The organism is Aliivibrio friggae (assembly GCF_057368515.1).
In genome coordinates, this window is the sequence record NZ_CM170648.1 from 2,904,780 (window position 1) to 2,926,746 (window position 21,967).

Below are 21,967 nucleotides of genomic sequence, written 5' to 3' on the forward strand. Positions count from 1 at the left end.
CTCTAAAAATAATGACGAAAGTAAAAATTAATCTCACCTTACCTCAAAGAAAGAGTTGATGCATTAGCCTTGGCGTAAGGTATTACCTGTTCTAGCATCTCGAATTTCTGTTGGTTGAGTTCTATTACCAACCTCACCTTGAAAAATAACAACTCCGCTATCACCTAATTGATATTCCACTTCATCAACGCTGCGACAAGGCTCAAGTCCGGATAAATTTGCACTGGTTGATGTGATCGGTTTTCCAAAAGCAGAGCAAATCGCTTTCACTTGCGGATGATTTGTTACTCGCACAGCGATGCTATTAAATTGTCCCGTCACTAGAGGCAAAGTTTTAGAGCTAACAGGGACAATCCAAGTAACCGGTCCCGGCCATGATTCTTTAATTGCATTCACTTGCTCTAAACTAAGATCACCTAGCTCGATATATGGCTCAAGTTGCTCCATAGATCCTGCAATTAAAATCAACCCTTTTTCTTGTGGTCTCTTTTTTACCTCTAATAACTTTAAAAGAGCTTGCTCATTATCTGGATCACAACCGACCCCAAAAACCCCTTCGGTAGGATAAGCAATCACATCACCACGTTTTAGAGCTTCTACGACTTGATTTAGATTCTTCACATTTACACCACTCTTCTATCTATATAGCTTCTATTCTATTGATCTACTCAAATCACACAACTGCTTTCCTTTTTTGAATTGTCAACAATCGTGAATAACTTATATTTTTACCGACGCAAACGTTTTCCTTAACAAAAAATAACCGTATAATGCCTGCAACTTTTTCTATATTGCCAATATCTTTATCCAAGGAGTTCACAATGAAAGTCGGTATTATCATGGGTTCAAAATCAGACTGGCCTACAATGAAACTAGCCGCAGAGATGCTTGAGCGCTTTAATGTTCCTTATGAAACAAAAGTGGTTTCGGCTCACAGAACTCCACAACTGCTTGCTGACTATGCTACACAAGCAAAAGATCGTGGTATTAAAGTAATTATTGCAGGTGCAGGCGGTGCGGCTCATCTACCTGGAATGGCTGCCGCATTTACAAGCATTCCTGTTCTTGGTGTTCCAGTACAATCTCGTGCTTTAAAAGGTATGGATTCACTTCTTTCAATTGTACAAATGCCAAAAGGTATTGCTGTTGGTACGCTTGCTATTGGTGAAGCGGGCGCTGCAAATGCAGGTATTCTTGCTGCTCAAATTCTTGGTACATACAATGAAGATGTCATGGCAGCAGTAGAAGCGTTCCGTAAAGAACAGACTGAAATGGTATTAGAAAATCCAGATCCATCAGAGGATTAATCATGAACGTTCTTGTTTTAGGCTCAGGACAACTAGCTCGAATGATGTCACTGGCTAGCGCCCCATTAAATATTGATCTTATTGCTTATGATGTGAATAACAAACAAATTGTTCACCCTCTAACTCAGCAGGTAATTGATTTATCATTAGAACAAGCGATTAACGACGTTGATGTCATTACTGCTGAATTCGAACACATCCCACATGATATTTTAAATACATGCAGTCAAAGTGGTAAGTTCCAACCAAACCCTAATGCAATTAAAGCAGGGGGAGATCGCCGATTAGAGAAGTCTCTGTTAGATAATGCTGAAGTAAGCAATGCGAAATACCACATCATAAATTCAAAACAAGATTTCCTAGATGCAATCGATACTGTTGGGATCCCAATGGTATTAAAAAGTGCACTCGGTGGTTACGATGGCAAAGGGCAATGGCGCTTAAAAGATAAATCTCAAATAGAACAAATTTGGGAAGAAATGAATGAATTAATCCAGAGCACACCAAATCAAGCCATGGTTGCCGAACAATTTATTCCTTTTAATCGTGAAGTGTCTCTCATTGGCGCACGCAATAAAAATGGGGAACTTGTAACTTATCCTCTTACTGAAAACGTTCATGTTGATGGCGTACTTGCACTCTCTACTGCATTAGAAGGCACAAGTGAGTTACAAGAACAAGCTGATCGCATGTTTTCAGCAATTGCTGATGAGTTAGATTATATCGGTGTGTTGGCTATTGAGTTTTTCGACGTTGAAGGTAAGTTGCTGGTTAATGAAATTGCTCCACGCGTTCATAATTCAGGTCACTGGACGCAACAAGGTACAGATGTATGTCAATTCGAAATGCATATTCGTGCGGTTTGTAATCTTCCATTGATAGGCTCTACATTATTACGCTCTACGGCAATGATTAATATCTTAGGTGAAGATACTTTGCCTTCTGAGCTATTAACCATGCCTAACTGCCATATTCATTGGTACGGAAAAGAAAAAAGAGCAGGTAGAAAAATGGGTCACATTAATGTGTGTGCCTCATCTCCTGAGGAGTTACAAAAAGAGCTAATCAAACTATCTAGCATATTAGATAGTGAGGTTTTTCGAGTTCTTTCGTAAGAGTTGTAAACTTAAAGAGTAACTCACTCTATTTTAATGAATCGAGTTCGAGTTACTCTTTATTCTCTTGCGTTGCGCCACATTTTTTATCCGCACAAACAATCTTGGTGCCTGAAGCCATTTCTTTTTTTAGTAATAAAGAAAAATTGCATTTCTGGCAGCTCCCTTTTACTGGTTCTTGATTAACAGCAAACCGGCAAATAGGGTAGCCATCACACGCATAAAAAACCTTTCCAAAACGTGATTTTTTCTCATGTAATAAACCTTTTTTACAGCTAGGGCACTCAATTAGTTCTTTCGATTCGTCTTCTTTTTTTTGTTCTAAAGATTCAATATGCGAACATTCAGGATAAGAAGAACAACCAATAAACATTCCATAACGGCCTTGCCTTAGTACTAATTCATTTTCACACTCAGGGCAAGGGATCCCTAATTCTTTAACAATGTGCCCATCATTACTTTTTAATGGTCGAATATAATCGCATGCAGGATAATTTTGACAGCCTAAAAACGGACCTCTTTTACCATAGCGAATCGTCAATTCACCACTGCATTGAGGACAGTTTTCATGTTCTAAAGCGTGCTCATGAGCTTTAAATAATTGTTTATCAATCTTTCCAGACATTCAATGAAACCTTAATGCGTTATACCAACATCTGCAGTATAAAGTAATTCTTCCATCTGCGTATAAGCGCTCTCTTGACCAGGAACGTTAAATAACACCATCAGCACAACCCATTTCAGGTCATCTAATGATAATTCTTCCGTTTCTAAGGCCATCACTTGCTCGATAACCATTTCTCGAGTTTCACTCGTCAGTACTTTAATTTGCTCTAAGAAAAGTAAAAAACCACGACAATCTGTATCGATCCCATCAATTTCTTGTTGCGTATATACACGCATTGACGTTGATGTACTTTGCTCTACGTGCGTATAAGAATCATCTTCTTGTAAGCGTGCTAAATCTTCCAGCCAATCTAATGCTTTATATACCGCATCTTGATGAAAGCCAGCTTTAAGTAATTCGTCTTCTAATTTCTCTTGGTCTACACTCAGTTCAACATCACTATGGATATATGTTTCAAATAGATACATAAGAACATCCATCATGGCTAGCCCCTCCGCTTTTTAATGTAACCCCCTGGGACTGCAGCGATGAAACCTTGCAACTCTAATTCAAGCAATTGCATCATGATTTCATGTACAGGCGTCTGACATCGCTCTGCGATTATATCGACAGGCGTCGCCTCACTGCCTACGGTAGCGAACACTTCGGGAAATGGCAATTGTTCTGTGATAACTTCTTGCTCAAACAACGATGGTTGATGAGATATTGCACACTCCGTTAGGGCTCCAATTTCATCAAAAATATCATCAGGTGAAGAGACTAACTTTGCTCCTGCCTTTATTAACCCATTTGTTCCTTTCGCCGTCGGATTTTGTATCGAGCCAGGAAGCGCAAAAACTTCTCGCCCTTGTTCGTTTGCATATCTTGCTGTAATCAAAGAACCTGACCGCTCCGCCGCTTCGACCACAAGAACCCCGGTCGATAATCCACTAATAATACGGTTTCTTCTTGGAAAGTTATCCGCTCTTGGCGGGGCATCTGGTCGAAACTCAGAAACCAAAGCACCGTTATCTATCACTCGATGAGCAAGAGTACGATGTTTGGCAGGATAGAGTTTCTCCAACCCGGAACCAAGCACTGCAATTGTCTTTCCTTTCGCTTCAATGGCTCCATGATGCGCATACCCATCAACACCTAATGCCAAACCACTCGTCACCACATAATTATGCTGAACAATCGCGCCTGCAAATTGCTTCGCACAATCAAGCGCCTCCAAACTGGCATTGCGACTACCAACAATGGCAACTTGAGGCTCTGATAACGTAAGCGGATCTCCTTTCACAAATAGTACCGGCGGTGGGGCGCTTATTTCTGAAAGTAGCTTGGGGTACAAAGAACTCGTTAGTGGCAGGATGACATTAATATCACTTTCATTTTGCCACTCTAAACACTTTTCAACCTCTGCATTCATTGGCTGTTGTAGATAAGAAATTTGGGCTGAAGACAAACCAAGAGAGCGAAGTTTATCGTTGCTGTATTGCAGTATATTTTCAGGAGAATCAACAGCGAGTAGGCGGGTCATAATTTTCCCTCCAACTCGTGGGCAAAAACAGAGTGTTAGCCAAGCCGATAAATGCGCTTCAGAGTTATTCATAATCGATTCCTTTTTTTGGTGAGATCACCAACGTATTTTTATTTATTGGCCTTTCACCTCGAGTAATCAATGCCAAGCTAAATTGCTTATAAGGTCTAATAACAATCAATTCCCCGATCTCTATTTTTGGTAATTGAAATCCTTCTTTCTCAATATTATTAGAATCATAGTAATACTCCCCCCGATGGCCATTAACCTCTCGTCCTTCTTCTTTTAAAAGATACCTACTTCCTTGCTGTAACCCATCATCACTTCCTCTATCAATAATCGTCACTTGATTAACCGCGAGATAATCTCCGCCATGAATAGAACCTAATATTGATATATTAATGTCTGCCGGCCCAGGCTGCGGATAGAATGTAGTTTTAAGCTTGCTGTTAACGTCATCAGCAGGAATAGGGAGCACAACGTCATTCATTAATATTTCTTGTTGCTGTTTAGTCACTCTTAAACCACTTATTTTGTCATTATTTTCAGCAAGCTCAGCAACTGCTATCAATCGAAGTGCATGAGCATTTTTTTTATGGCCATGTCTAGAGAACACCTTCACGGACCGATAAATGCCCCATTCTTTATCTATTAATTTAGCATCCACATAGACGCGTTCATTGCGACTCAAAAACTGCCTACCATCACTCGTACCAAGCACCCGATATGCATGCAAATAATCCTCTTCGTCAATTAACCTATCTGATTGCAAATAATGAGCGACTAAACTAGCGGGGACTGCTGGGGCTGGTTCTTTAACGATAATATGGACTTTAGGCGACAGTTTTTTTAATGGTTTGAGATCATTATTGGTTGGGGAATCCTTTTTTAACATCAACTTATCATCAGATGAAAGAGACGCTGACGAATAGGTAATAAAACTCAATAACGAGCTAAACAAGAGTAATTTTTTAAACACGGTCCGCTTTCCTTGTCAGACATTTAAACCGATGCTGTCATTTGCCTAATAAAATGTCTAGAATTGGAACTATTAGGTTCATGCCGTTTTCGGCGCAGTTCAACATTTAGAGTAATTATGGCTTTATTAGAAGTATTAACGTTCCCGGACGATCGTCTACGTACCGTAGCAAAACCGGTAGAAGCAGTAACACCTGAAATCCAAAAATTCATCGATGACATGATTGAAACCATGTACGACGAAGAAGGTATTGGCCTTGCTGCTACACAAGTTGATTTCCACCAGCGTATTGTTGTGATCGATGTTTCTGACACTCGTGACGAACCAATGGTATTAATCAACCCTGTTATCACACAAAAAAGTGGCGATGATGGCATTGAAGAAGGTTGTTTATCTGTTCCAGGCGCAAAAGGAATGGTTCCTCGTTCTGCTGAAGTATCAGTAACGGCTCTTGATCGCGATGGTAAAGAATTTAGCTTTGATGCTGATGACTTATTAGCTATCTGCGTTCAGCACGAATTAGATCACCTTGATGGCAAACTTTTTGTTGATTACTTATCGCCGTTAAAGCGTAAACGTATCAAAGAAAAGTTAGAGAAGATCAAAAAATTCAACGCTAAAAACTAGCCATAACAATCCAAATAATTACTACGCTACTTATTTGGATTGATATTAGAGATACCGAGGTCAACTTGAATAAACCATTACGCATTATTTTTGCGGGCACGCCCGATTTTGCCGCTCGCCATTTATCAGCACTTATCGACTCTCACCATGAAGTGATAGGCGTATATACTCAACCGGATCGTCCTGCGGGCCGTGGTAAAAAGCTGACGGCAAGCCCAGTAAAAGAGCTGGCTCTTGAACACAACATTCCCGTGTTCCAACCAGAAAACTTTAAAACTGACGAAGCAAAGCAAGAACTTGCCGATCAAAATGCAGATTTAATGGTTGTGGTTGCCTATGGGCTACTATTACCACAAGCGGTACTTGATACACCTAAATTAGGTTGTATTAACGTTCATGGTTCAATTTTACCTCGCTGGCGTGGCGCTGCTCCAATTCAACGCTCAATCTGGGCTGGCGATGCCGAAACTGGCGTAACCATTATGCAAATGGATATCGGTTTAGATACTGGTGACATGCTAAGTATTGCAACGCTACCAATTGAAGCAACAGATACCAGCGCATCAATGTACAACAAGTTAGCTGAACTTGGTCCAGTTGCTTTAGTTGATTGTTTATCTACGATTGCGAATGGCACTGCGGTTGCACAAAAGCAAAACGATGAACTGGCTAATTACGCGAAGAAACTGAGCAAAGAAGAAGCTAAGATTGATTGGACTATGGATGCAGATGCTATTGAGCGTTGTGTTCGTGCTTTTAATCCTTGGCCGATGAGCCATTTCTCTGTTGAAGATAAAGCGATTAAAGTATGGCAATCTCGTGTAGAAACCTACACAGGGAACGCAACGCCAGGCACTATTATTCAAGCAGATAAAACAGGGATCTATGTGGCAACTGGTTCAAACGCGATTGTATTTGAACAACTGCAAGTTCCTGGAAAAAAAGCGATGGGCGTTCAAGATATCTTGAATTCTCGTAAAGAATGGTTCGAAGTGGATAATACACTTAACTAATTCTTCAAAACATAAAAAGGTGGCATAATTGCTACCGTTATTTTTTAAATGGCAAATATCATATTTGCCATTTTATTTTTGCCAATCATATTTTAGGTGATGACATGAACGTTCGTGCTGCGGCAGCAAAAGTTATTTATCAAGTTGTCGATCAGGGTCATTCTCTCTCTTCTGCACTTCCAAAAGCTCAAGCCGAGATAAAACCTCGTGATCAGGCTTTACTGCAAGAGATTTGTTATGGCGTATTGCGCTTTCTTCCTCGTTTGGAATCGGTTGCTCAATCTCTTATGGATAAACCGCTAAAAGGGAAGCAACGTGTTTTTCACCACCTGATCTTAGTCGGTATTTACCAATTAAGCTTCATGCGTATCCCTGCTCATGCCGCGGTTGGCGAAACCGTTGAAGGCACGAAAAACCTAAAAGGCCCAAAACTACGTGGCTTAATTAATGGTGTTCTTCGTAGCTATCAACGTAACCAAGAAGAGTTGGATGCCAAATCTATCAGCCACGACTCTGGTAAATATGGTCACCCAGGTTGGTTACTAAAAATGCTAAAAGAAGCGTACCCAGACCAATGGGAATCGATTGTTGAAGCCAACAACAACAAGGCACCAATGTGGTTACGCGTAAACAGTCAGCACCATACTCGCGATGAATACATCGCTCTACTTGAAAAAGAAGAGATCGAAGTAACCCCACACAGCCAAGCAACCGACGCATTATTATTAGATAAAGCGCGTGATGTATTTACCTTGCCTGGTTTTGAGCAAGGTTGGGTGTCAGTTCAAGATGCTGCCGCTCAATTATCGGCTGAGTACTTACAGCCACAAGATGGCGAACTAATCCTTGATTGCTGTGCTGCTCCTGGTGGCAAAACTGCACATATTTTAGAGCGAACAAAAGACACAAACGTTGTTGCTATCGATTGTGATGAAACACGCTTAACTCGCGTGTACGAAAACTTAGAACGCCTTAACTTAACAGCAAAAGTTATTTGTGGTGATGCTCGTTATCCTGAACAATGGTGGAAAGGCGAACAGTTTGACCGTATTTTATTAGATGCACCTTGTTCTGCTACTGGTGTTATTCGTCGTCATCCAGACATCAAATGGTTGCGTCGTTCAGAAGATATTAAAGCGCTTGCTGAACTGCAAAGTGAAATCTTTGATGCAATGTGGCTACAGTTAAAATCTGGCGGCACCATGGTGTATGCGACGTGTTCAATCACACCGCAAGAAAACTGCGATCAAGTAAAAGCCTTTTTAGAGCGCACAGAAAATGCCTCTTTGGTAGATAATACTGATCCAGCAAAACCTGGGCGTCAAATTCTTCCTGGTGAAGAAAATATGGACGGCTTCTATTACGCTGTTCTACAAAAAGCATAATCTATATACGAGCGAGCAAGCGGTATGAAAATCATAATCTTAGGTGCAGGGCAGGTTGGCGGCACATTAGCTGAAAACTTGGTTGGCGAAAACAACGACATTACGGTTGTTGATAAGAGTTCAGAGCGACTGCGTGAGTTACAAGATAAATACGACTTACGCGTAGTTCAAGGATTTGCCAGTCACCCAGATACCTTAAGAGAGGCTGGTGCACAAGATGCTGATATGTTGGTTGCCGTAACCAACTCTGACGAAACCAATATGATTGCTTGTCAGATAGCCTTTACTATTTTCAATACTCCTAACCGTATTGCTCGTATTCGCTCACCTGAATACCTAAAAGAAAAAGAGCGTTTATTTCAATCAGATGCTATTCCTGTTGATCATCTCATCGCACCAGAAGAGTTAGTTACGGGCTATATCGAGCGTCTAATTGAATACCCTGGCGCACTCCAAGTGGCGAGTTTTGCTGAGAAAAAAGTTAGCTTGGTAGCAGTAAAAGCCTACTATGGCGGCCCACTTGTCGGAAACGCACTATCTGCACTTCGTGATCATATGCCTCATATTGATACTCGTGTTGCGGCAATTTTCCGTCAAGGTCGTCCTATTCGACCTCAAGGAACAACTGTTATTGAAGCCGATGATGAGGTTTTCTTTGTTGCAGCAAGTAATCACATTCGTTCAGTAATGAGTGAACTGCAACGTTTAGAGCGTCCATACAAACGAATTATGATTGTTGGTGGCGGTAATATCGGTGCAGGTCTTGCGAGACGTTTAGAGCAAAACTACAGCGTTAAGCTCATTGAACGTAACATGAAACGCGCAGAGCAATTATCAGAGTTGCTTGAAGAAAGTATTGTCTTCTGTGGCGATGCAGCCGATCAAGAGTTACTTAGTGAAGAGCATATCGATCAAGTTGATGTCTTCATTGCGGTAACCAACGAAGATGAAGCCAACATCATGTCGGCCATGCTTGCGAAACGCATGGGTGCCAAAAAGGTAATGGTACTGATCCAACGTGGTGCTTATGTCGATTTAGTTCAAGGAGGCGTGATTGATGTTGCTATTTCTCCGCAACAAGCAACGATCTCAGCACTATTAACTCATGTTCGCCGTGCTGATATCGTAAATGTCTCTTCTCTTCGTCGTGGCGCAGCTGAAGCGATTGAGGCAATTGCTCATGGTGATGAAACGACCTCTAAAGTGGTTGGTAAAGAAGTACAACACATCAAGCTACCACCAGGTACAACTATTGGTGCGATTGTTCGTGGTGAAGAGGTTCTCATCGCACACGATAAAACTGTGATCGAACAGGATGATCACGTTGTTATGTTCCTAGTGGATAAAAAATACGTTCAGGATGTTGAACGTTTATTCCAACCGAGTCCGTTCTTCTTGTAATTATGGTTAACTACAAACCGATCTTATTTGTTATAGGGCTTGTGCTGTCTAAGCTAGCCCTATTCATGTATATCCCAACCCTTGTTGCCTTATTTACTGGTACTGGCGGTTTTATCGAATTTGCACAAGCGGTTGCTATTACACACATAGTGGCATTTGCTTGTTTAACTTTGGGCCGCAGTAAGCAGTTTAAAATGAACGTACGGGATATGTTTCTTATCACTACACTCGTATGGACAATAGCCAGCGCCTTTGCAGCTCTGCCTTTTGTATTCATTAACCACATTAGCTTTACTGACGCTTACTTTGAAACCATGTCAGGGATAACAACGACAGGTTCAACGGTTCTCAGTGGCTTAGATGATATGGCGCCAAGTATTCTACTGTGGCGATCGACTCTGCAATGGCTTGGTGGTGTCGGCTTTATCGTAATGGCAGTAGCTATCTTGCCGATGTTAAATGTAGGTGGCATGCGATTGTTCCAAACAGAATCCTCTGATTGGTCAGAAAAAAGCGCCCCAAGAACCAAATACGTAGCCAAATACATAGTCAGTGTCTATTTAAGCTTAACGCTCTTATGTTTTTTAAGTTACTTGGTTACAGGGATGACACCGTTTGAGGCAATAAACCACGCTTTTACCACGTTATCCACGGGTGGTTACTCAACATCAGACAGCTCTATGAATCGATTTTCCAATAGTACTCATTGGGTCGCTTCTTTCTTCATGTTTGCTGGTGGTTTGCCTTTCTTGTTATTTATTCAGGTTCTTAAAAAGCGCGATCCTAAAGTTCTATTTAAAGATGCTCAAGTCGTTGGCTATTTAAAGCTCGTTTTAATCACGAGTTTATTTGTGGCGACATGGTTAGTCATTCATAACGATTACGAGGTTATGGATGCATTACGAGTGTCTGTATTTAATATTATCTCGGTAATCACGACCACTGGATTTGGCTTAGACGACTTCACCGCATGGGGCGCATTCCCAGCGATTATTTTTGCATTTGTCATGATGGCAGGGGCTTGTTCAGGTTCAACTGCTGGTGGGATTAAAATCTTCCGCTTCCAAATTGCAGCAACCATGCTTAATAAACAGATGATGAAACTCATTCATCCATCAGGTATTTTTGTTCAGCGTTATAATGGCCGCCCAGTAACCGATGATATTGCACGTTCAGTGGTTGCTTTGGTGTTTACCTTCTTCTTAACCATCATCGTTATCTCTGCATTGCTAGGCAGTTTAGGTCTTGATCCTGTCACAAGCATTACCAGTGCAATAACAGCCGTCGCCAACGTAGGTCCGGGAATGGGTCACATTGTCGGGCCAACCGGAAACTTTGCCACATTACCTGATAGTGCTAAATGGATATTAAGTATTGGTATGTTGATGGGACGCTTAGAAATATTGACGGTATTAGTTCTGTTCTTCCCTGCATTTTGGAAGGGTTAACACCTATTACCGTAATATAAAAAATGGCCTAGTGTTTACGCACTAGGCCATTTTTTTGTGATTAGGAAATCGTATTTAAACGGGTTTTACGTAGTAATAGATAGATAAAAACTGGGTAACACAACCACCGAGTACAAACAGATGCCAAATTGCATGGTTATATGGGATCTTCTTCGCGACATAAAAAATAACCCCTAAAGAGTAAATTACCCCACCAAGTCCTAACAAAATAACGCCATTAATATCAATATGTATCACTAATTGATAAACCGCAATCACCGACAACCATCCCATGATCAGATAAGTAATCAGTGACAATTTTTTAAATCGATACACAAAGATAATCTTGCCAATAATACCGATTAACGCAATCGCCCAAATCACCCCCATTAACCAATAAGCTAATGGTGTACGTAAACTAACAAGAAGATAGGGGGTGTAACTGCCAGCGATGAGCAAAAAAATGGCACAGTGATCAAGCGTTTTTAATACCCGTTTTGCTTTAGGTGCGGCAATAGAATGGTATAGCGTCGAAGCGAGAAACAGCAAAATAATACTGGCGCCATAAACAGACATACTTGTTATTGTTAACCAATCAGCATCAACCGAATTTGCTTTTACTAATAATAGTATTAAAGCAACGACACCAAAAATCATACCTAACGCATGACTTAAACTATTGGCTAATTCTTCTTTTTTTGAATATGTAGTAGAGGTAGACATCATTATCTCATAAAGTGATTACTCGATAAGGGAAGTATGCCACATTTAGGCGTACACTTGTAAGCTTAAATGTGAGGTTTTTTATTTACTCGTACTTAGCTATGTCGTTTGATTTAAAAAATCAATTACTTGCTGTCCAGCATCTTCAGGACTCAGTGTAGACGACAAAGAAAGAGTCCGCTTTAGTTCACCGCTTCCTAGCAAGTTTGATAGTAAACCAGAAATCCCTTTTTGCTGCCTATCAATCTCAAACCATAGCTGTAACTTCTCAGCATCTCGATAAGCAATAATTTCTAGCTCACGCCAACGACCATGGTAAGGGCCATCAAAAGGAACAAATTCAAACTCTTGCACGAAAGGGAGTTCAAAGTCTTTTGCATACTCACATTCAACTTGTCGAATTCGTAGCCCCTCAGTCTCTAATGCCGTTAATACTCCATCAAGTAACGGATCAGGCCTTACCGTAATAGGGTCTTTATCTGTAGGGTCTAATCCAAGAGCAATATCTAGCCCAGTTTGAACCCAGACTTTTGCATCACCAATCGTAACTGGCGTGTTTAATGGCAGATCTAACTCAACCTCAAACTTTCTCTCTTGCCTAGGCTCTATCGTGAAGGCATAAGGCAAACTCCAATCCGCTAAGACATGAGTTTGTTTGATGACTTCAGTCCGGGAACCATTGTCACGATTACGCTTAACCTCTTTTTTATACTGGCAGCACAAGGTTAAATCGATATTATCTATGTTTTGCGCCGTGGCTCCACCTGTTACCTCTATAGTGACATTAACCTTTTGGCCTGGGATCAAAACTTCGTGATGAATAATCGTATCAACATTTGCAGAACCAATGCCTAATGATGCCAATGTTTTCTTAAAAAAAGACATTTTTACTCTCCTGAGTCATCCATGTTTCATCGTTATAGTATTGCTTAATAATTAAAATTACGCTGAGATGCACCTCGACTAATTGACAGTTTATGATACTCTTAATGGGTGTTTTATGAACACATCCCCTGACTATTTATTTGGATTGGCGAAAGCTAAAAAGAGTCTCATCTCGATGTAACTCATAGATAGTTAGGTCATTAATTTGGCCAAGGAAGTGCCTGACTATAGAGATAACCAATGCGTCCTATGACTGTCAGGTTTTCACGCTCTGCTTCAACGCATAGTGTGGATCGTCGTCGCAGCCACTTTGTAAAAGTAGCCGTAGCGAAAAAAAACGTACCAGAAATGACTCTAGTAGTTTCAGAAAAAACTGAAGCCCCAGCTGAAGTTTCTTGTGCGGCATAATTTAAAAGCGTGGCCTTTGGGTTGCGCTTTTTCTTTTAATATCCGATATAACTTCGATATACTTGCCCTTAATAATAATAGGGAGAATGCTCAATGAAATGCCATCGCGTTAATGAACTTATCGAATTAATCCATCCAGAATGGAAAAAAGAACCTGAACTTAATCTTATGCAGTTCATAGTGAAACTTGCAGAAGAGACCAAGTATGAAGGTAAATTAGAAGATCTTACGGATGATGTTCTTATCTATCATCTAAAAATGCGCAACAGCGAAAAAGATGAAATGATCCCTGGTTTAGCAAAGGATCAAGAAAACGATTTTAAAACCGCTATTCTAAAAGCACGCGGACTTCTATAAAAATCAACAATAGCGATCTGATTTATAATGAATCAGATCGATTTACCCTCAAATAAAACACACTTTTTTAACTAACTTTGAACCTTCCTACGTATTCTAACCACTCATCAAGCTATAATTCAGCCGACAATGTCTTATATCACCGACCTCGAAATGGTTCAGCTCAATAAAACCATCGTTGGGATACCTCATAAAAATAATTAGGAAGAATAATGAGTCAGGATAAGATCGACATCAAAGATGTGACTCCAAAGCAATTTAACCCAAAAACACACAAATCCAGCAGTGATCGTTTTAATCCGAGCTCAGGAATTTATGTTCGTCAAAGCAAAGGAACATTCCAAAAACTACGCCGCTATGGTGGGTGGTTTTTATTAGCGTTATTTGTTCTTACCCCATGGATTTCATTTGGCGACAGACAAGCGATTTTATTAGATATTGGTAGTCAGCAATTTAATTTCTTTGCCACCACTTTATTTCCTCAAGATCTCACCTTATTGGCGCTTCTTTTTGTCATCGCCGCATTCGGACTCTTTTTTATTACGACCTTTTTAGGCCGAGTATGGTGTGGTTATCTTTGCCCTCAAACCGTTTGGACATTTATGTACATCTGGTTTGAAGAAAAACTAGAAGGTCCGGCAAACAAACGTCGCAAGCAAGATCAGCTAAAGATGACATCAAACTTACTTGCCAGAAAAGCCTTAAAACATCTCGCTTGGGTTGCGATTGCCATTGCTACAGGCCTCACCTTTGTTGGTTATTTTGTCCCAGTGAAAGAATTAGTGGTCGATGTATTCACTTTTAATAGTGAGTTCTTACCTGCCTTTTGGGTGCTATTTTTTGCTGGCTGTACTTATGCGAATGCTGGATGGATGCGATCTATTGTTTGCTTGCATATGTGTCCTTATGCTCGCTTCCAATCTGCGATGTTTGATAAAGATACTTACATTGTTGGTTATGACACAAAACGAGGAGAGTCTCGCGGTCCAAGATCTCGTAAAAAAGAGCCTAAAGAACTCGGATTAGGCGACTGTATTGACTGTAATTTATGTGTTCAAGTGTGTCCAACAGGGATTGATATTCGTGATGGCCTACAATACGAATGCATTAACTGTGGTGCTTGTATTGATGCTTGTAATGAAACCATGGACAAAATGGGCTATGAAAAGAATTTAATCAGTTACACGACAGAGCATAAATTGGCAGGTCATAAAACTCATATCATGCGCCCTAAGCTCATCGGTTATGGCATCGTAATGGTCTTAATGATAGGTCTGTTCATTGCTCAAATAGCCACAGTTGAACCAATGGGACTTGATGTACTACGAGATAGAAACCAATTATCACGTATCAACAATACAGGCCTTATTGAAAATACGTACACTTTGAAAATCATCAATAAAACACAACAAGAGCAAAACTACCTATTATCGGTAACTGGCCTTGAAGGGGTTACTTGGTATGGCGCTCAAGATATAAATGTAGATCCTGGTGAAGTATTAAGTTTACCAATTAGCCTAGGCACAAATGGTGATGAGTTATCCGCACCAATTACCACCATTACTTTTGAAATTAAAAATAATGACCAACAAGTGATAAAAGCAGAAAGCCGTTTCTTTAAACCGCTATAATCACTCTATTATTGACTCAAAGGGCTCATAATGAGCCCTTTTTATTTGAGAAAACATTATGTCTGAATACGCCTTTAACTTCAGTACGCTTACCCCTGACTTATTGTGGCATGCCCTTGCTGAGATAGGCGTAAGAGCAGAGTCTGGCTTTCTAGCGCTAAATAGTTATGAGAACCGTGTTTATCAATTCAGTGACGAAGAAAAACGCCGCTATGTTGTGAAGTTCTATCGTCCTCAACGTTGGTCTGAAGCTCAAACCTTAGAAGAGCACTTATTTGCTAAACAGCTTGTACAACAAGATATCCCAGTAGCTGCTCCAGTAGAAATAAACGGTAAAACGCTTCACTTTGCTAAAGGCTATTGGTTTGCGCTGTTTGACAGTTTAGGTGGCCGCACATTTGAAGTAGATAATTTTGATCAACTTGAATGGGTCGGGCGCTACTTAGGTAGAATACATAAGGTTGGGGAGTCTGAGCTATTCACTCATCGTCCAACTGTCGGACTGGATGAATACTTATATCAACCAAGAAAACTATTAGAAAACAGTTCATTCATCCCGCCTTATTTAGAGAATAGTTTTTTCTCTGATCTTGATATGTTGATTGGAAAAATCGAGCAGCACTGGCAGCCAAGTAAAGCGATTCGTTTACATGGTGATTGTCACCCAAGTAATATTTTATGGCGTGATGGCCCATTATTCGTCGATTTAGATGACGCGAGAAACGGTCCTGCAGCTCAAGATATCTGGATGCTTTTGAATGGTGACCGTCAAGATAAGTTGGTTCAACTCGATATTCTGGTTGAAGCTTATTCTGAATATTGCGATTTTGACCACAATCAACTGAAACTAATTGAGCCATTGCGTGGTCTACGAATGGTACACTACATGGCATGGCTAGCAAAACGTTGGCAAGATCCTGCGTTTCCTATTGCATTCCCATGGTTTGCCGACGCAAAATACTGGGAAAGCCAAGTGCTTGGGTTTAAAGAACAAATAGCCGCTTTAAACGAAGCACCTTTAGAATTAATGCCTCAATGGTAATAACAATAAAACAAACACAAATGGATTGGAGAAAGTTACACATGATGAAGAAAATGATGGCACTGTTTGGTGCTTTAGTTCTAAGTTTTTCTGTCAACGCAGCAAACTTTACGGAAGGGGATTACTATAAAGTTTTAAACCTTCCTGAATCAAAAACACCAACAGTAAACGAGTTCTTCTCTTTCTACTGCCCACACTGTAATAGCTTTGAACCTCTAATTCAGGGCTTAAAGAAAACATTACCTGAGAATGCAACCTTTAAGAAAACACACGTTTCATTCATGGGCGGAAAAATGGGCCTATCAATGAGTAAAGCTTACGCTACGATGGTGTCTCTTGGTGTTGAAGATAAACTGGTTCCTGTTTTTTTCAATCGTATTCATACCATGAACAAGCCACCACGTAATGAGCAAGAAATTCGTCAAATCTTCCTAGATGAAGGCGTTAACGCTGATGAATTTGATGGTACTTACAATAGTTTTGCGATTAACTCTATGGTTAACCGCTTTGATAAAGCATTCCAAGACAGCGGTCTAACAGGCGTTCCTGCTCTTATCGTTAATAACAAATATCTTGTTGAAACAGGTAAGATTCAAAGTGCTGAAGAGTACTACGAACTCGTTAACTGGTTACTTAAGAAGTAATAAAACGGTCTCGCTTTAAAAGCAATAGATACTAAAAGGGAGCGATTATTCGCTCCCTTTTTATATCACTTATTTAATATGCCTTGCAGATATTCATCTTTCTCTTTCCACAAATCATTTATCCATTTATGAAAACCACGCTTAAAGGCTTTATCACCAAAATAGTCGCCATTAACCTGCTCATCATTAGGGTGAAGGTTTATCCGTACCACTACCTTAGTTAACTTACCTTGTAGCATATCAATAAATGGCGATGTTTGATTCTCAGGGTATGCCAAAGTCACATCAACAATCCCATCAAACAATTCACCCATCGCAGACAACGTAAAAGCAATACCACCAATTTTTGGTTTAAACAGGTGCTGATAAGGTGTGCGAGCTTCTTTTAGTTTTTCAGGCGTTGCACGAGTACCTTCAACGAAGTTAACTACGGTTGTTGGCACTGCTCGAAAGTTTTCACACGATTTTTGAATCGCTTTAAAATCATCATCACGACGCTCAGGATCTCGGCGCATGAATGGCATGTCAGCGCCCCAACAGGCTAAACCGACAAAGGGAACGAAAAGTAACTCATACTTCAAAAAGAACTTCGTCATTGGTATTTTATCTTTCATTACCGAAGATAAAATAACAATATCAGCCCAACTTACGTGGTTAGAAAGCAGCAAATACCAATTCTCTTGAGAAAGCTCATCTCCCCCCTCAATTTCCCATTCAATGCTGTTATTTAGGTTTAACATCCAAAGGTTCAGCGTTGCCCATCCCCATAGTGTTTTATTTGCCATTGAAACGGTGATCTTTTTTATCACCGCAAAAGGGAGAATAAGCTTAATTACAGCAAAAAAACTGATAATTAAAGAGGTCAATGCCGTATTGAGCATCACAAGCAAAACGCTAGCAACCAGTCGGATATTCGCAAACATAGGGGGTCTTCATTCGTTAACAGGGTGAAAATTGCCCATATAATAACAAGCCTGACCTTTTTTTGTTAAGAAACTTTATTTCCGTCTATATAAAAAGACACTAAATCGCTTGAGCGGTTAATTGCTTTAAGAGACGATCCATTGCCCTATAACCCACGGCTTCTGCTAGATGAATGCGTTGGATGTTATCTTCACCATTCAGATCAGCAATGGTTCTTGCGACCTTAATGATCCGATGATAAGCCCGAATAGAAAGACCTAGTTGATGAAGCGTGTTCTCCAAGAAAGCAGCATCTTCTTTCGCTAACGGACAATACTTATCTATTTCTCTGCTGCCTAACAATGCATTAATTTTGCCATTTCTTTCCAGCATCCGTGAGCGAGCTAATAAGACTCTTTCTTTTACCTCTTGGGTTGATTCCCCTCGATCGCCTCCTTCCGTTAAAGTGCCTTTAGGCAGTAAGGGGATCTCTAAAGACATATCAAATCGATCCAGCAATGGCCCTGAAATTCGGCTCAAATACCGCAGAATCAGTTGAGGATTAGTTCTGGTATTATTTCCTTCGTAATACCCAGTAGGACTTGGGTTTAAGGCTCCAACCAATTGGAAACGAGCCGGAAATCGAGTTTTACTCGCAGCTCTCGAGATGACAATTTCTCCAGACTCTAATGGCTCTCGCAACGAATCGAGTACTTTTCTTTCAAACTCAGGCATTTCATCTAAAAAAAGAATGCCATTATGAGCAAGAGAAATCTCTCCCGGTCTAGGTATCGAACCACCACCGACTAATGCAGCCATAGAGCTAGAATGGTGAGGTGAACGAAAAGGGCGAGAGCGCCAATTAGATTCATCTATATGCTGATGGGTTAGGGAAGCGACTGCCGCGGTTTCAAGCGCTTCATCGTTCGTCATTTTGGGTAATAAATCACTCATACGAGAGGCCAGCATAGTCTTTCCTGTTCCAGGGGGACCTAGATACAATAAATTGTGCCCACCAGCCGCAGCTATTTCTAAGGCACGCTTACCTTGTTGCTGACCAATAATATCTTGTAAGTCTCGATCCATCCCCTCGACTTCTTGTTCGATTTTTTCAGAGGTTAATAATCCCAACTGCTGCTGGCCACATAAAAACCCGCACACCGCCAGCAAGTGAGGTGCGGATTTATGAATATCTTTGCCCACTAATGCCGCTTGATCGCCATTTTCATCAGGCACCACTAAGCATCGATTAGACTTTAATGAGGCTAATGCTGCGGGTAACACACCTTTCACTTTGCGAAGCTCTCCCGAAAGGGCAAGCTCTCCCACAAACTCATGCCCTGCCAATTTTATTTCTGGGATCTGATCAGATGCAGCCAAAATACCAAGAGCGATTGGTAGATCAAAACGGCCTCCTTCTTTAGGTAAATCCGCCGGAGCTAGATTCACAGTGATCCGCTTTGATGGAAATTCAAAGTTCGCATTAATAATGGCGCTTCTTACTCTATCTTTAGCTTCTTTAACTGTGGTTTCTGGTAACCCAACAAGACTAAACCCCGGCATCCCATTGCTGATATGAACCTCAACGGTTACTTCTGGTGCCTCAACTCCTACGCACGCTCGACTGTGTATGATTGCTAATCCCATTTCCCTACCCAATGATTTATAAAGCGACTATTTCTGCGCTTTTTATTGATTTGTTATATATAAGCGCTAAATGAACGAGAATTGTGAATAAAATGAGAGTTTTTTCTTGTCATGAGAGCCATGTCTGTGTTACCACTAAGTTAATGTAACGAATTATCAAAAAAAACACGATTACGGACAGATTAAATGACCTTGCTTGCTCAACTGAATATTCTAATTATTAACATTCTCGTGGTGATTCTAGTCACCGCGCGGGGATGAGTGAGCAAAAAGTCGCAATAGCAACGCACACTTAAAACCCCCAAGCTCATCAGCAAGGGGGTTTTTTTATGAATTCAGGAAGAAATGGGAGCACATGATGTGCAAGAATAGACAAATAATCACTCACGCAGGGAGCGACAGTGTATGAATGGCTCACAGTTAGTAGTTAAAGCCTTAAGAGATGAAGGAATTAAAACTGTTTTTGGTTATCCTGGCGGGGCAATCATGCCTATCTATGATGCCTTGTATGATGGTGGTGTTGAGCATATCCTCTGCCGCCACGAACAAGGTGCAGCCATGGCCGCTATTGGGATGGCCCGAGCAAGTAAAGATGTTGCCGTTTGTCTTGCAACATCAGGTCCTGGAGCAACCAATCTAATTACTGGTCTTGCTGATGCCATGCTTGATTCCATTCCTCTTGTTGCTATCACAGGTCAAGTCGCAAGTCATTTAATCGGTACTGATGCCTTCCAGGAAATGGATGTCATTGGTATGTCTCTCTCTTGTACTAAACACAGCTACCTTGTTACTGACATCAACGAACTTGCTCCAGTGATTGCTGAAGCTTTTGAAGTAGCAAAATCAGGTCGTCCAGGCCCTGTATTAATTGATATAGCTAAAGACGTACAAGTTGCTGAAGCACCAGTAACGACCCTCCCATACTTTGAACCACCAGCTATTCCTGTAGCCTCTCAAGAAAGTATTGAAGCCGCTGAGGCCATTCTAAAAAACAGCGCTAAACCTGTTCTATATGTCGGTGGTGGTGTGCAGCTTGCCCATGCTACGGATTCAGTTCGTGAGTTTTTACGTAATAATCCAATGCCGTCAGTAAGTACACTTAAAGGCCTAGGTTCGATAGAAAGGCACGACCCACATTATTTAGGCATGGTCGGGATGCACGGTACTAAGGCCGCCAACCTTATCGTTCAAGAGTCAGATCTATTGATTGTGGTTGGTGCTCGTTTTGATGATCGTGTAACAGGAAAGCTAGAAAGTTTCGCCCCACATGCCAAAGTCATTCATATCGATATTGATGCTGCTGAGTTCAATAAGCTTCGTCATGCTCACTCGACATTGCGTGGTGATATCAATGTTATTTTACCGCAACTGAATACCACTCAAGACCTAACACCTTGGTTAGAACATGTGTCAGCACTACGTACTGAATTTAAATGGCGTTATGACCATCCTGGAGATCTAATCTATGCTCCTCTGCTACTAAAGCAATTATCAGACATGATGCCAGACAGCTCCATTGTTGCGACTGACGTTGGTCAACATCAAATGTGGGCAGCTCAGCATATTCAACCTCGCGCGCCAGAAAATTATTTAACCTCTGCAGGTCTTGGCACGATGGGCTTTGGTTTGCCTGCTGCAATAGGAGCTAAAGTTGCTCGCCCTGATGATGAATCGGTTCTTATTACTGGTGATGGCTCATTTATGATGAACGTTCAGGAGCTGGGCACAATAAAGCGTAAACAAATTCCTGTAAAAATGGTGCTACTTAATAACCAGCGTTTAGGTATGGTTCGTCAATGGCAATCTCTATTCTTTGATGGTCGCCACAGCGAAACGATTTTAGACGACAACCCTGATTTTGTTGCATTGGCTGCTGCCTTTAACATTCCAGGAAAAACCATTACTCGTAAAGAAGAAGTTCAGCCAGCATTACAAGAGATGTTAGAAAGCAAAACCGCTTATATGCTGCATGTACTTATTTCTGAAGAAGAAAACGTATGGCCACTTGTTCCACCAGGGGCTGCAAACCAAGACATGGTGGAGGGTGAATAATGCAACGTTATATTTTAGAAATTGAAGCAACTGACAAACCGGTATTATTAGAACGCGTATTACGAGTGATCCGTCACCGCGGTTTTGCCATCAAACAGGTACTTGCGACTCAAAACCAAGCAAGTGGTATCGCTGCGGTTGAGATTATCGTCGAAAGTGATCGTCCTATCAGCCTGCTTACGAATCAAATTGAAAAACTTTGGGATATTACCGCCGTTCATGTCTCTACATTGAATCGCGCATAAGATTA

At 40.9% G+C, this 21,967-nt stretch carries 23 protein-coding genes; 14 read left to right on the forward strand and 9 right to left on the reverse strand.

Translation table 11 applies throughout. From position 1 onward, the window contains the following. Positions 1-63: 63 nt before the first annotated feature. On the reverse strand, positions 64-621 hold the full coding sequence (gene tsaC / locus AC2INI_RS13485) for an L-threonylcarbamoyladenylate synthase type 1 TsaC (RefSeq protein WP_122033477.1): 558 nt from the start codon (positions 619-621) through the stop codon (positions 64-66). A 200-nt stretch (positions 622-821) separates the two neighbouring features. On the opposite strand from tsaC, the gene purE reads away from it, so the two are divergent. Then, complete coding sequence (gene purE, locus AC2INI_RS13490) at positions 822-1,307, forward strand: 5-(carboxyamino)imidazole ribonucleotide mutase (RefSeq protein WP_045103202.1); 486 nt, start codon at positions 822-824, stop codon at positions 1,305-1,307. Between the two features lie 2 nt (positions 1,308-1,309). Then, positions 1,310-2,422 carry a 5-(carboxyamino)imidazole ribonucleotide synthase gene (locus AC2INI_RS13495; RefSeq protein ID WP_486305024.1) on the forward strand — a complete coding sequence of 371 codons (1,113 nt, stop codon included), beginning with the start codon at positions 1,310-1,312 and terminating at the stop codon, positions 2,420-2,422. Positions 2,423-2,474: 52 nt separating this feature from the next. Here AC2INI_RS13495 and AC2INI_RS13500 read toward each other — a convergent pair whose 3' ends face one another. Genes AC2INI_RS13500 through AC2INI_RS13515 form a run of 4 tightly spaced genes read right to left on the reverse strand, consistent with a single transcriptional unit; the run spans position 2,475 to position 5,551 of the window. Beyond that, entirely contained in the window at positions 2,475-3,047 is a 573-nt protein-coding gene (locus AC2INI_RS13500) for a DNA topoisomerase family protein (RefSeq protein WP_045103204.1), read from the reverse strand. A gap of 11 nt (positions 3,048-3,058) precedes the next feature. Beyond that, entirely contained in the window at positions 3,059-3,532 is a 474-nt protein-coding gene (locus AC2INI_RS13505) for a DUF494 family protein (RefSeq protein ID WP_045103205.1), read from the reverse strand. A gap of 2 nt (positions 3,533-3,534) precedes the next feature. Further along, positions 3,535-4,644 carry a DNA-processing protein DprA gene (gene dprA, locus AC2INI_RS13510; RefSeq protein WP_486305025.1) on the reverse strand — a complete coding sequence of 370 codons (1,110 nt, stop codon included), beginning with the start codon at positions 4,642-4,644 and terminating at the stop codon, positions 3,535-3,537. Then, positions 4,637-5,551 (reverse strand): LysM peptidoglycan-binding domain-containing protein, encoded by a 915-nt coding sequence (locus tag AC2INI_RS13515; protein ID WP_486305026.1) that lies wholly within the window; start codon positions 5,549-5,551, stop codon positions 4,637-4,639. The genes dprA and AC2INI_RS13515 overlap by 8 nt, the downstream gene beginning before the upstream one ends. 117 nt (positions 5,552-5,668) lie before the next feature. Between AC2INI_RS13515 and def the strand changes: the two genes are divergently transcribed. The 5 genes from def (at position 5,669) to AC2INI_RS13540 (ending at position 11,425) form a co-directional block, all read left to right on the forward strand. Beyond that, positions 5,669-6,178, forward strand: a complete 510-nt coding sequence (def, locus tag AC2INI_RS13520) for a peptide deformylase (RefSeq protein ID WP_122033472.1) — start codon at positions 5,669-5,671, stop codon at positions 6,176-6,178. Between the two features lie 65 nt (positions 6,179-6,243). Further along, complete coding sequence (gene fmt, locus AC2INI_RS13525) at positions 6,244-7,191, forward strand: methionyl-tRNA formyltransferase (RefSeq protein WP_486305027.1); 948 nt, start codon at positions 6,244-6,246, stop codon at positions 7,189-7,191. Between the two features lie 104 nt (positions 7,192-7,295). Beyond that, positions 7,296-8,576, forward strand: a complete 1,281-nt coding sequence (gene rsmB, locus AC2INI_RS13530; protein ID WP_045103210.1) for a 16S rRNA (cytosine(967)-C(5))-methyltransferase RsmB — start codon at positions 7,296-7,298, stop codon at positions 8,574-8,576. A gap of 24 nt (positions 8,577-8,600) precedes the next feature. After that, entirely contained in the window at positions 8,601-9,977 is a 1,377-nt protein-coding gene (gene trkA, locus AC2INI_RS13535; RefSeq protein ID WP_060993495.1) for a Trk system potassium transporter TrkA, read from the forward strand. Between the two features lie 2 nt (positions 9,978-9,979). Continuing rightward, the gene (locus AC2INI_RS13540) at positions 9,980-11,425 is read left to right on the forward strand and encodes a TrkH family potassium uptake protein (protein WP_122033470.1); all 1,446 of its coding nucleotides are present in this window, start codon (positions 9,980-9,982) and stop codon (positions 11,423-11,425) included. A 75-nt stretch (positions 11,426-11,500) separates the two neighbouring features. On the opposite strand, the gene trhA is transcribed toward AC2INI_RS13540, so the two are convergent. Further along, positions 11,501-12,148 carry a PAQR family membrane homeostasis protein TrhA gene (gene trhA / locus AC2INI_RS13545; RefSeq protein ID WP_122033469.1) on the reverse strand — a complete coding sequence of 216 codons (648 nt, stop codon included), beginning with the start codon at positions 12,146-12,148 and terminating at the stop codon, positions 11,501-11,503. 99 nt (positions 12,149-12,247) lie between these two features. Next, positions 12,248-13,033: a sporulation protein gene (locus AC2INI_RS13550; RefSeq protein ID WP_486305028.1), complete on the reverse strand. Its 786-nt coding sequence runs from the start codon at positions 13,031-13,033 to the stop codon at positions 12,248-12,250. Between the two features lie 240 nt (positions 13,034-13,273). On the opposite strand from AC2INI_RS13550, the gene AC2INI_RS13555 reads away from it, so the two are divergent. The 5 genes from AC2INI_RS13555 (at position 13,274) to AC2INI_RS13575 (ending at position 17,115) form a co-directional block, all read left to right on the forward strand. After that, complete coding sequence (locus tag AC2INI_RS13555; RefSeq protein ID WP_122033467.1) at positions 13,274-13,441, forward strand: hypothetical protein; 168 nt, start codon at positions 13,274-13,276, stop codon at positions 13,439-13,441. Positions 13,442-13,534: 93 nt separating this feature from the next. Continuing rightward, positions 13,535-13,798, forward strand: a complete 264-nt coding sequence (locus AC2INI_RS13560; protein ID WP_122033466.1) for a YihD family protein — start codon at positions 13,535-13,537, stop codon at positions 13,796-13,798. A gap of 212 nt (positions 13,799-14,010) precedes the next feature. Next, positions 14,011-15,429, forward strand: a complete 1,419-nt coding sequence (ccoG, locus tag AC2INI_RS13565; RefSeq protein ID WP_486305029.1) for a cytochrome c oxidase accessory protein CcoG — start codon at positions 14,011-14,013, stop codon at positions 15,427-15,429. A gap of 58 nt (positions 15,430-15,487) precedes the next feature. Then, on the forward strand, positions 15,488-16,471 hold the full coding sequence (locus AC2INI_RS13570; RefSeq protein WP_486305030.1) for a serine/threonine protein kinase: 984 nt from the start codon (positions 15,488-15,490) through the stop codon (positions 16,469-16,471). A 44-nt stretch (positions 16,472-16,515) separates the two neighbouring features. Next, entirely contained in the window at positions 16,516-17,115 is a 600-nt protein-coding gene (locus AC2INI_RS13575) for a thiol:disulfide interchange protein DsbA/DsbL (protein WP_174213440.1), read from the forward strand. 65 nt (positions 17,116-17,180) lie between these two features. Here the strand turns inward: AC2INI_RS13575 and AC2INI_RS13580 are convergent, their stop codons facing one another. Together AC2INI_RS13580 and AC2INI_RS13585 are read right to left on the reverse strand one after the other, a co-directional pair. Further along, positions 17,181-18,038, reverse strand: a complete 858-nt coding sequence (locus AC2INI_RS13580; protein WP_122033462.1) for an acyltransferase — start codon at positions 18,036-18,038, stop codon at positions 17,181-17,183. A gap of 100 nt (positions 18,039-18,138) precedes the next feature. Next, positions 18,139-19,665: a YifB family Mg chelatase-like AAA ATPase gene (locus AC2INI_RS13585; RefSeq protein WP_486305031.1), complete on the reverse strand. Its 1,527-nt coding sequence runs from the start codon at positions 19,663-19,665 to the stop codon at positions 18,139-18,141. Between the two features lie 405 nt (positions 19,666-20,070). On the opposite strand from AC2INI_RS13585, the gene ilvG reads away from it, so the two are divergent. After that, positions 20,071-21,717, forward strand: a complete 1,647-nt coding sequence (gene ilvG / locus AC2INI_RS13590; RefSeq protein ID WP_486305032.1) for an acetolactate synthase 2 catalytic subunit — start codon at positions 20,071-20,073, stop codon at positions 21,715-21,717. After that, positions 21,717-21,962 carry an acetolactate synthase 2 small subunit gene (gene ilvM, locus AC2INI_RS13595; protein ID WP_045103221.1) on the forward strand — a complete coding sequence of 82 codons (246 nt, stop codon included), beginning with the start codon at positions 21,717-21,719 and terminating at the stop codon, positions 21,960-21,962. Before ilvG ends, ilvM begins: the two co-directional genes overlap by 1 nt. Positions 21,963-21,967: the final 5 nt, after the last annotated feature.